Genomic DNA, 491 nt, shown 5'->3' on the forward strand with positions numbered 1-491 from the left:
ATCTTGATTGCTTACACTTCGAATATAATTAACAGTTAAGTTAGAAACTAAACTTTCTAATAAACTAATTAAATTTCTTATTTGATTATTTTTCATTTGTTCAATTTCTAGCTTAATCATCTTATATTCATCATTAATTTCATGCAAAATTAGCTTAATATATGGATTTTTTGTCCTAATATGATTATCATGCATAATTATTTGATTATTAAATAGCTTCAGTTTGGTATCTGATTCGATGGAACCTTCGTACTTTTTAATTGACTCATCATTCTCACCATTTAGCTGAAGTTGTTTATAAGCAACAATAAACCTTACTGCATTTTTATCTGAAGTCCCGAATATTTGAAAAGCTCTAAATAAATCATCGGACTCATAATATTTTTCCGATATTTTCTTCATTGAAATTAAAGAAACAATAAAATCATTCATTATGTTATATAATTGATTGTTTTCTTCCATTAAATTAGACCTCATATATATATTTATTA

The 491-nt window shown here is 24.0% G+C and carries 1 protein-coding gene; it reads right to left on the bottom strand.

From position 1 onward, the window contains the following. A partial coding sequence (locus tag CD152_RS11315; RefSeq protein WP_146034117.1) for a hypothetical protein occupies positions 1–462 on the bottom strand: 462 nt, incomplete at its 3' end. Between the last annotated feature and the right edge of the window lie 29 nt (positions 463–491).

The sequence above is a fragment of the Macrococcoides caseolyticum genome, from assembly GCF_002902665.1.
Classification (GTDB): Bacteria; Bacillota; Bacilli; order Staphylococcales; family Staphylococcaceae; genus Macrococcoides; species Macrococcoides caseolyticum.